2 protein-coding genes and 1 pseudogene are annotated in these 1,554 nt (G+C 57.9%); 2 read left to right on the top strand and 1 reads right to left on the bottom strand.

Annotation, left to right across the window (positions count from 1 at the left end; all coding sequences use genetic code 11):
- Positions 1-557 (top strand): HAD-IC family P-type ATPase (locus CHB90_RS25920; RefSeq protein WP_141135996.1); only part of this gene is annotated, 557 nt, incomplete at its 5' end.
- Positions 558-569: 12 nt separating this feature from the next.
- Positions 570-962, top strand: a complete 393-nt coding sequence (gene cueR, locus CHB90_RS25915) for a Cu(I)-responsive transcriptional regulator (RefSeq protein WP_089280559.1) — start codon at positions 570-572, stop codon at positions 960-962.
- Positions 963-1,118: 156 nt separating this feature from the next.
- On the opposite strand, the pseudogene CHB90_RS25910 reads toward cueR, so the two are convergent.
- Positions 1,119-1,554, bottom strand: a pseudogene (locus CHB90_RS25910) (transposase); the annotation flags it as partial.

Raw genomic sequence — 1,554 nt, 5'->3', positions numbered from 1 at the left:
TTGCGATAATCACTGGCGATAAACGCGAGACGGCGGAGGCTATCGCCCGCGAAACAGGCATTGACCACGTCATTGCCGGGGTTCTGCCGGATGGCAAGGTTGCTGCTTTGGATGATCTGCGCGCCGGTGGACGCAAGATCGCCTTCGTTGGCGACGGTATCAACGATGCTCCGGCCTTGGCCCACGCGGATGTCGGGATCGCCATTGGAACCGGCACCGACGTGGCCATTGAATCTGCCGATGTCGTATTGATGTCCGGTGATCTACGTGGCGTGGTGAACGCGGTCGAAATCTCAAACCGCACGATGTCTAACATACGCCAAAACCTGATCTGGGCATTTGGCTACAATGTTGCGCTGATTCCTGTCGCAGCGGGCGTTCTCTATCCCGCTTTCGGCTATCTTCTTTCGCCGGTCTTCGCGGCGGGTGCCATGGCGCTTTCATCAGTTTCGGTTCTGACCAACGCCCTGCGTCTGCGCCGCATCGTCCCGGCCATGCGTGAAGAGAAGATTCAGAACGCACCGCGAGTATCGCCCCAGACGCAGCCTGCTGAATAGGAGCCTTGGAATATGAATATCGGAGAAGTCGCAGAGCGGTCAGGCATTTCGCCTAAAACAATCCGCTACTATGAGGATATCGGCCTTGTCAAGCCGCAGCGCAGCGACAACGGCTATCGCGCCTTTCGCGAAACCGACCTGCACAAATTGGCCTTTCTCGGCCGTGCTCGCGCGCTGGGGTTTTCTATTGAGGACTGTCGAACATTGCTCAGCCTATACGAGGACGAGACGCGCGAAAGCGCTCAGGTGAAGGCCATTGCCAAGGACCATCTGAAAACAATCGGCCGGAAAATCACCGAGTTGCGGACAATGCGCGACACGTTATCTTACTTGGTCAACTCGTGTCAGGGTGATGATCGGCCCGATTGTCCAATTTTGAGCGACCTGTCAGGACAAGAGGTGTGACACGCCGAAGTCTTAGAAATGCCCGGTCAATTTACCGGACCGGCCTCAGCCGACAGCGACGACACCGATAGCCGCATCATCGCCTCCATTGCAGACCTTCGGCTCGAGTAGATGAGGAAGTGTGCTGCCATAGGCCCTTGTCACTCATGTTGTGAGGTAGCTGGTGCAGCCATCGGTGACCAACAGAGCATCTGGATCGAGAACCGGTTGCAGAACTGCTTGCAGGAAGCGGTGACGCCACCGAAAAGCAGTACTACCGGCCACCGCACAGCGCTCAGCCGAGACCTTCACCGTATCGCCATCACTCAAAGAGGCGGCAAATTCTGCCCAGCGGTCCTTTGCCGCAGGCGGGCAAGCGGTGTTCCCGTGAGCCCGTTGGATGTTTTGCCGCAGCTGTTGCAATAGCACCGGCTCAGACAATTGGCGCGACCACGGATCACCATCCCGCCCGCAGTACAAGGGGGACAAGCGCGCGTCGTTCGGACGCGCGCCTGGAGCAAATCAATCACTGCTTCCAGAGATGGCTGCCCGGCCAGAAGGCGTCCGGTTTCAAGCCTCTGCTCCGGCGAGAGATCATCAATCTCATTGAGCC

This window comes from Antarctobacter heliothermus, from assembly GCF_900188425.1.
Taxonomy (GTDB): Bacteria; Pseudomonadota; Alphaproteobacteria; order Rhodobacterales; family Rhodobacteraceae; genus Antarctobacter; species Antarctobacter heliothermus.
This window is presented reverse-complemented; position numbering and strand designations above follow the sequence as displayed.

What these genes read in the sequence shown, in the direction of transcription:
- cueR (WP_089280559.1), top strand. Translation starts at nt 570, where the DNA reads ATGAATATCGGAGAAGTCGCAGAGCGGTCAGGCATTTCGCCTAAAACA.